9 protein-coding genes are annotated in these 7967 nt (G+C 58.6%); 4 read left to right on the top strand and 5 right to left on the bottom strand.

Going from position 1 to position 7967, the window contains the following annotated elements; genetic code table 11:
* From A7A08_RS15255 to A7A08_RS17010, 3 genes are all read left to right on the top strand, one after another.
* Window positions 1-350 (top strand): Rieske 2Fe-2S domain-containing protein (locus A7A08_RS15255; RefSeq protein WP_069096320.1); only part of this gene is annotated, 350 nt, incomplete at its 5' end.
* Between the two features lie 197 nt (window positions 351-547).
* A complete protein-coding gene (locus tag A7A08_RS17015) occupies window positions 548-1135 on the top strand; it encodes a LysR family transcriptional regulator (protein WP_069096319.1) in 588 nt (195 codons plus the stop codon).
* Complete coding sequence (locus A7A08_RS17010; RefSeq protein WP_069096318.1) at window positions 1129-1551, top strand: type 2 periplasmic-binding domain-containing protein; 423 nt, start codon at window positions 1129-1131, stop codon at window positions 1549-1551. Before A7A08_RS17015 ends, A7A08_RS17010 begins: the two co-directional genes overlap by 7 nt.
* Window positions 1552-1646: 95 nt before the next feature.
* On the opposite strand, the gene A7A08_RS15240 is transcribed toward A7A08_RS17010, so the two are convergent.
* A complete protein-coding gene (locus A7A08_RS15240; protein ID WP_141694034.1) occupies window positions 1647-2174 on the bottom strand; it encodes a hypothetical protein in 528 nt (175 codons plus the stop codon).
* A gap of 618 nt (window positions 2175-2792) precedes the next feature.
* On the opposite strand from A7A08_RS15240, the gene A7A08_RS15235 reads away from it, so the two are divergent.
* Window positions 2793-3659 (top strand): amidohydrolase family protein, encoded by an 867-nt coding sequence (locus A7A08_RS15235; protein WP_245290966.1) that lies wholly within the window; start codon window positions 2793-2795, stop codon window positions 3657-3659.
* Window positions 3660-3764: 105 nt separating this feature from the next.
* On the opposite strand, the gene A7A08_RS15230 is transcribed toward A7A08_RS15235, so the two are convergent.
* The 4 genes from A7A08_RS15230 to A7A08_RS15215 form a co-directional block, all read right to left on the bottom strand.
* A complete protein-coding gene (locus tag A7A08_RS15230; protein ID WP_069096315.1) occupies window positions 3765-4511 on the bottom strand; it encodes a sulfite exporter TauE/SafE family protein in 747 nt (248 codons plus the stop codon).
* A 174-nt stretch (window positions 4512-4685) separates the two neighbouring features.
* Entirely contained in the window at window positions 4686-5030 is a 345-nt protein-coding gene (locus tag A7A08_RS15225) for a hypothetical protein (protein ID WP_069096314.1), read from the bottom strand.
* Window positions 5031-5073: 43 nt separating this feature from the next.
* The gene (locus A7A08_RS15220; RefSeq protein WP_069096313.1) at window positions 5074-6621 is read right to left on the bottom strand and encodes an MFS transporter; all 1548 of its coding nucleotides are present in this window, start codon (window positions 6619-6621) and stop codon (window positions 5074-5076) included.
* Between the two features lie 256 nt (window positions 6622-6877).
* A partial coding sequence (locus A7A08_RS15215) for a 2Fe-2S iron-sulfur cluster-binding protein (RefSeq protein WP_342586703.1) occupies window positions 6878-7967 on the bottom strand: 1090 nt, incomplete at its 5' end.

The raw sequence follows: 7967 nt of genomic DNA, 5'->3' as shown, positions 1-7967 counted from the left end.
ACGTCGATGACGTTCCCACCAACAGCCTCAAGCTCTTCCCGATGGAAGGGACGAACATCCTTGTTGCCAATTATGGGCAAGGTTTTCGCGCAGTGCCGCCACTTTGTCCCCATATGGAAGAGCCGCTGGACGAATCTGGCGTGGTGATGGATTGCGCGCTCACGTGCATGAAGCACCTCTGGAGCTGGAATCTCGAGACGCTTGAAAAACTCGGCGAGACTGAGAAGCCTCTTCTGACATACGATGTCAAAGAAGAGGGCGATCAGCTGCTCGTCTGGTTCGAGGGCGAACTCGTTTACGATTTCGACGAGGACGGTGACGACATGGACGACGACGACTTCTTTAGTTGATCCCCGAACGCACGGATCGGATGGATGAAGTCGTGAAAGAAAGATTGGGCCACCAACAAAGGAGCATTTGGAGGCCTATGACGCAGCTGATCGATATCAGCACCTCTGGGAGCAGTATGACACCAAGATAAAAGCAACAAATACGGTGGCGACTGCGGTGACTGTAAATGTGCCATTGCACTGGGATCGGAGACGCAATGTTCCTGCGCCAGTTTGAATACCTAGTCGCCGTCGTTGAGGAAGGGCACTTTGGGCGGGCAGCTCAGCGCTGCAATGTTACGCAGCCCAGTCTGTCGATTGGGATTAAGCAGCTCGAGGCCGAGCTTGGTGTGCCGATATTCCGCCGGGGTCGGGGAAAACGCTTCGCGGGTCTGACGGCGGAGGGCAATAACGTCGCGCAATGGGCGCGGAAGATTATCGCCAATCGCGACTTCATGCGTGATGAGGTCGCTGCTATGCAGATGAACCTGCACGGCAAATTGAGGGTCGGCGCCATGCCGTCCATGTCGCCGATCCTGCCGCTTTTGTTGCAAAGGGTCCGCGAGGAACATCCGAAGATCGTTATGGATGTCCAGTTCCTCGGCAACGAGGCCATGAAGACCGGCTTGAACAATTTCTCGCTGGACGCAGCGCTGACCTATTACGACCAGGAGGTCTTCGGGCATCGGAATGCGCTGAAGATCTATTGTGAGAAGCTCAGCCTGCTCGTTCCCGACTGCGAACAGTTCAAAGGGCGGTCTCAGATCACCTGGCGGGAAGCGTCGAGCTTCCCCTTGCGATGCTGAGATCCGGAATGCACGAGCGCGGCTATGTCGACGCGATCTTCAAGAGCATCGGGAAGGCGCCGATCGTCCGTGTGGAATCGGAATCGATCCTACATCTGATCCTTCAGGCTCAATTCGCGAATCTCTGCACGATCATTCCGTCCCACTTCAGCTACATGCCCGGTCTTCACCGGGGCACGCGCTCTCTCGAGCTCGTCGAGCCGGAAGTCAGTCAGGACGTTACGTTGTTCTGGGCGGAAGGGGAGATCATGTCTCCCATGACGAGCACCCTCGTCGAAGCCGTGAAGAAACTGCACAAGCAGGGCGGGCTCGATCTGCATTTGGATAAAGCCTACCGTTCGGAGACCGAGAGCGAGACCCGTGAGCGGTTGGCGGAAACGGATCTGGTAGAGCTGGAGGTGGCGGGCCGCCGATGAGTTTTTGAAGAGAGACGCTTCATCGAGAGCGCGAGCATGATGAGGTTGGACGGTCGAGGATATTTCGCATCCTCGACCTGCCCGCCGGGATCGCGTCAGTGGCTCGAAGGAGTGGGAGCGGTCGTCAGAAATTCCTCGACCTGATCCATCGTCGTCTTGGACGAAACCTCGAGGACTTTGACGATCTCCGCCGACGTTCCGAATTCCTTGTCGGCCTGTGCCACGAAGAAATAGGGGCCAACCCGATCGAGATCGCCCGATGAGAAGCCGAGCACACGATCGCCGACCGCAATCTCCAGGCGGAGATTTTGAGGTTCGACCAGGATCGGCGGCGTTTCGTCTTCGCTCGCGAGGGTTGTCGCGGCCTTCTTCAGGGCGCCGACCGCATTCCGATACCAATGGGAGAGCTGCAGGAGCTCTGCCTGGTATTCCGTCGGGCAGAACTCGATCGCGTCGCCGCTCATCATTTTGGACGTATCGTAAGGGAGGTCCTTGGAGAACTTATACCGGTCGACACCGCGGTGCAGAAGCTCGACGAGAATCCAGGCTTCTACATGGGCCGGCGAGCGCTCTTCCACATCGATCATATGATCGGAAGGTTTGCCGTCTTCGGTGAACTGCATCGACAAGTCGTCGATCTTCAGCTGAACACCGAGATTGTTTTCGAAACTCGGAGTGCAAATGATGTCGCCGCTGTCATTTGAATGGAGGGCAAGCTTTCCCTGTGCCGCGTTTGGATCAAAGCTACGCTCGATGCGCGCTAACCATTGCGCAGCGCTCAAGAGCTGGAGCTTTGCTTCTGCGAACCGTTCAGGATCATCAGCCTGATCAAATCTCCATTCGGTCAACTTCATTCGATCTTCTCCTGGTGTGTGGCTCAAAAGTGAGTAGCGTTTGAAACTAAGATCGGTTCCGCTCCTCTCATTCTAAGCACAAAATATCTTCGGGCAAGTGGTCAAATGCGAATTCCAGAAATTCGTTAGCTCACAACCTTTATGACTATTTCTCCATAAGCGGGGACTATTTGCAAATCGGGAAAATCAATTAGTACTCCCCGCCAATCAGAGGGATATTATTTTTATTGGTTGATGAGGATTTCATCAAAAACCACGGCACGTTTCCGGACTGCGGCTACCGAACAGACCGTTCGGCCACGTCGATTTCGGTGCCGGAGCCTATAATAAGCAAGCAGAGGGAGAGAAACTATGACGGCAACTTCGCCGACCACTCCGATTGTTGATATGCGGAGCCGACCAGCCTTTCTGCACGCCTTCTTCGGCGGCAAGCCCAATACTCCAGAATACGAGGTGGTGCGGTGGCTCAATCGGCGAGTGGGGGCGAAGGATGTCGACCATTTCTCCCGCGCCGGTGATACCAAGGGCGTTCTCGCCGAAATGGACGATGCCGCAATCAACGTTGCGGTGATGGTGGCGCGGAGTGTTCCCGGCGTACGCGTCAGCAACGACGACCTCGCCGAGGTCTCCGCGGTGGCCCCCGATAGGCTGGCCGCCATTGCATCGGTCGACCCGATCGAGCTCGGCCGGGAGGCCGCGGTGGAAGAGGCGAAGCGCGCAATCACCGAGCTCGGCATGAAGGGCTTGAACATCGATGCCGGCTTCTACGCCACGCCTTTGAAAGCCGACGACTACCGGCTGATGCCGCTATACGAGCTTTGCGAGCAGCTCGGGGTTCCGGCCTTCGTCATGTCCGGTCCGACGACTCCGGATCTGACCTTCAACGACCCATACGCCGTCGACCATGTCGCCAAGACATTTCCGAAACTGCCGATCGTCTGCTGCCATGGCTTCTACCCGCAGGTGCGCGAGATCGTGACGGTCGCCTTCCGCAATGAGAATGTCTACGTGTCGCCGGACATGTACACCTTCCTGCCCGGCGCCAGCCTCTATATCGAAGCGGCGAACAGCTTCATGGCGGACCAGTTCCTGTTCGGCAGCTCCTATCCCTTCCGCCCCATGAAGCAGGGTGTCCAGGATTTCGGAAAGCTCGGCCTGACCAAGGAAGCCTACGAAAAGGCGACCTACAAGAATGCCAGCAAGCTGCTCGGCCTCAATCTCGAGGTCAAAGAATCCAAGCTTGTGGATGCCTAGGCTCTTTTGACAGGGACGTTCGGTCAGTTCCCGTCCCGTTAGAAAACGCGAGCCGCTGAGGCTGCCAAGAAGAGGTGCGAGGGATCGCGCCTCTTTTTTTGCAGCTCAGGTGAGAAGCGTTTTGTACAAGACCGCCACGCCTACGATGACGAGAATGAATGACGCCAGCCGCATCAAGTGCTGACGTGGAAGGACATGGGCGATATTTGCGCCCGCGATCGCGCCCACCGAGAGTGAAAGCGCGAGCACCAGACCGACCGAGAGATCGGGAGATCCGAATGCGAAGTTTCCGATCGTGCCGAACACCGCGATCGGGATCTGGATCGCCTGGCTCAGACCGACCGCGACCAGCGCGGGCATCCCGCACCAGAGCAGAATAGGGACGACGACCAGCGGGCCGCCGGTGCCCGTAAGTGCCGACACGACGCCGGCGAGAAATCCGATCAGCCCCAGTCCGAAGGCACCGAGGGAGTCGCGTTGGCCGTGCTCGGGGCGCCAGTTGAAAAGCCCATTCATCCCGGCCGAGATGGTCAGCAGGCCGATGCCGATCTGGAGCGCCATCGGATCGATGATGTTGCTCAACCACGCCCCGAGTAGCACGCCGGGAATAGCGCCGAAGCACAGCCACCCGCTGAGATCCCAACGGATCGAGCCTTTGCGCGCGTAGAGCACCGTGCCGATAATGCCGGTGAGGATGTATCCGACGAGCGCCGAGCCGATCGCATCGTGCACGGGGATGCCGAGTCCGTAGACCAGCACCGGCACGATGATCAGCCCGCCGACCCCGATGCAGCCGATGAGGCAGCCGGCGACAAGACCGAGAGCGCAAACCGCGAAAAGCGTTTCAGTCATTGGCGCTCCACGTCCAGCCCGGCGACTTCCGGTTCGCGCCATTCCGTCCGAAGCCGTCCTTCGAAGCGACGGAGACTGTCCGGCGTCCGTGCGCGCGAGGAGCGCCGTGCGATGCGGACTCTTTATATGATTGCGAAAGGAGGTGGCCTAAGCCTGCGGCAGCACCCGGCACGACTATTTCGCCGTTCCGGTTTCCCGCTGGCGCATGATGATGCCGATCGCGGCTTCCCGCGCGGACCGCTTCATCTCCGGGTAGGGGAGGTGCGAGCGTTCGGGTTGGCAGAGAAGTGTCGGGACCAGCCGGGTGAACAGCCTGGTTTCGTCGTTCGAAAGACCGTAGCGCGACTGAGTCCGGAGCAGGTCGTAATGAGCAACGATGCTGATTATGAGCGGGATGCCGAGCACCACCGCGATCACGGTCACGACGATGCCGGCCGTAAAAGAAGTCGTCGTGAACGCCGCGATAGCGACGCCCACGAGCGACAGGAGCAGAAACAGACAGAACAGGATTTGAATCATGATCCCATGGCTGTGCTGTTGAGATGATTGCTCATAGAGGTACTTAGGCCTGCTTTGCTTCAGCCAGGAACTCTTCGTCAAGCTGCTCGAGCGGCTTCTGCGAGGTCTCAGGCCCGATCCAATAGCCGATGATCGTGAGAACCCACAGCCCGGCAGTTGCCAGGAACGGGATCGTCGGACCATCGAACGCCACGATGCCCGCGCCCACCAGGAACGGTGCCGCAATGGACATCACTCGTCCGCCGCCAACACTGACACCGAAACAGGCGCCGCGGATGCTGGTCGGGAAGAGCTCGCTGATATAGCAGTCACCGATGCCCCAGAGCCAGCCAAGCATCGCAATTTCAATCGCTCCGAAGATAAGGAACGTATTGAGATCCGTTGCCTGCGCGGCCAGGATCGTGGTGACGATCATGATCAGAGCGCCGAGGATGGCGATCGGACGGCGGCCAAGCCAATCCGATAGTCCGGTACCGAGATAAGCGAAGAAGAACTGAAAGACGTAGAACATCACGGCATACATGATGGCGTCTTCCGGGGAGACGTCGAACTTCGTGACCATGAAGGTGGTCAGGAAGGTCGTCACGCCCCAGTAGCCCATGGCGTTGGCCGAGTAGATCAGCCAGCCGACACCAATGCGCTTACGAACGATCGGAACCCTCCAGAAATGTCCCTTCGACGAGTTGGCGCTTGCCCAAGACAGCATGGCCATCACGATGAGAAGGAACACGCACGAAGCGGTGACGATCGACGCAGAGACGATTGACGAAAGGCTGGTGTCCAGCAGGCCCCAGAAGAGGGCCGCGCTGGATGCAATGCCCAAGAGCCACACGAACGGCTTATAGAGAGGATTGTTCTTCTGAGCGTGATCCTCCTCAGTCCCGGCGAGTAGAGCTGCAAGCTGGAACTCGACGGACTGATGATGATCGCCAGAACCCTCCAACGCCTCCGCGGCAGCGATCTGCTCGCTCGTGCTCATGTTCCGCTCGCTGGAGAGCATTTGCTGAGCAGCCGAAACCTTGTCTTCCGCCTTGTCGACGACGTAGCGAACCGACTCCGAAATTTTACTCCGGAACGCGAAGAGCAGGATTGCCGGAACGATGGCGAGATAGAAGGGCCAACGCCAGCCGAAGTGAGGCACCACGAAGAGCGCGGTGAGACCGGCAAGAATGTAGCCGCAGGAATAGAGCGAGAACACGATGCCGCCCACACCGATGGCCCGGTATTTCGACCGGAACATCTCGCAAGTGTAGGGGGCACCCACGGCAAGCTCGCCAGCACCGCCGACACCCGTAAGAACACGCATCAGCGTGAACCAGATGATGTTCGACCCGATGCCGCCGAGGGCACAGGTGATGCCGTACATGAGGATCGAAAGACCCAGCGTGTCCTTACGGCCGTAATGGTCGGCCGCGATGCCGAAGCCGATCGTGCCGACCGTGTAGCCAACCAGGAAGAGCGAGCCGATGACACCTGCGGTGTTCGATCCGAAATTCAGGCTGGCAGCGATGGTTGGCAGCAGAAGGCCATAGATGTTGACCGCGTAAGCGTCAAAACCGTAGCCCAGCCCCACCGCGAGGGCGACATGCATGGAATCTTTAGTCGGGATCTCAAGGCTGAGATCCCTCGTAGCGCTTCCTTGACCTTCCGATCGAGGGACGCTCCCGGCTACCCCCGAGTTCGTAGTTACGGACATTATTTCCTCCCGTGCATGCATTTATGCGCATGCATCTGTTCGTATTTAGGGTGAAATCTGAATTTCATTTGCCTAGGTGACTGTATTCATTTGTAACCCCCTGCGTTTTCTCCTTGGTTTTTCGCTTCCAAGTGTAGAAACAAAGTATTCCTCACCCGAACTTGTCGTAGCGGATGAACTGAGGATTCAGGCGCCCCTGGACCATCAGCGTGCGGATAGCCCCATCGACCATCGGAGGCGGGCCGGCGACATAAGCGAGGATGTTATCGTAATGGCCGGCCATGGCAGCGCCGGCGACCTCATGCACCCACCCCGATGCCAGGTTCACGCAGGACTGCTCGGGATGCGGACCGTCTGCCACTTCCGAATCCGAGATCGCCAGGGTGACGCTCAGATTGTCGCCGGCGACCTTTACGTGCCGGACGAAGTCCTCGAGATAAAAGATGTCTTCGAGCGTCCTAACCCCGAAGAAGACGTATCCTCGGTGGTCGCGGAAATAGTTGGTCTGGGAGGCGCGCTCGAGGATGGACATCATGCCGGCGATGCCGGAGCCGCCGGCAATCATGACGATGTTCTTATCCTCTTCGGGATGGAAGGTGGCGCGCCCCAGAGGACCGAAGAGCTGCACCGGCACGGAGGCCTCGCTGGTCCCGAACAACCAGTCGCTGAAGCCCCCCTCGGGCTTTTGCTTGACCACAAATTTGAGGATGCTGGCCTCACGGTCGTAGTTGACCATGGAGTATGCCCGCGCTCCCTCAAGCCCTGGCAGGCTGATCGTGGCAAACTGACCGGCATCGAAGTCCATCGGCTCGGTGAGCTCGACGTCGAAGCTGATCACGTCGCGCGTCAGTCGCTGCAGATTGTAGAGAGTGCCTGTCCGGCTGGCCGGGATCTTTTTCGGGTCGGGTTGGGGCTCGACCACGGCTGGAACACGCAGCAGGCAATCGCTGAGCGCCCGCGTTTGGCACATGAGAATGTCGCCCTTCTCGGCCTTTAGCTTTGCCGCAGCCGGGGCATCCGCCCAACAATTCTCGACCTCGCCGCTCATGACGCGCGCACGGCAGCTGCCGCATGTTCCCGTGGCGCATTCATAGGGAAGCTTCACGCCGTTCCGCAGCCCGGCGAAGAGCAGGGATTCGTTGGGACTCGCTTCGAAGGAAAGCTTGCCCGACTTGGTCTCGAGCTGAATCTCGCAGTTGGCCTCCTCGCTTAGAGGAGCTGGCGATTTTGGGAGTTGGTTA

Source organism: Methyloligella halotolerans (assembly GCF_001708935.1).
GTDB classification, from domain to species: Bacteria; Pseudomonadota; Alphaproteobacteria; order Rhizobiales; family Methyloligellaceae; genus Methyloligella; species Methyloligella halotolerans.
Note: the sequence above shows the minus strand (reverse complement) of the source record. Positions and strands in the feature narration are given on the sequence as shown.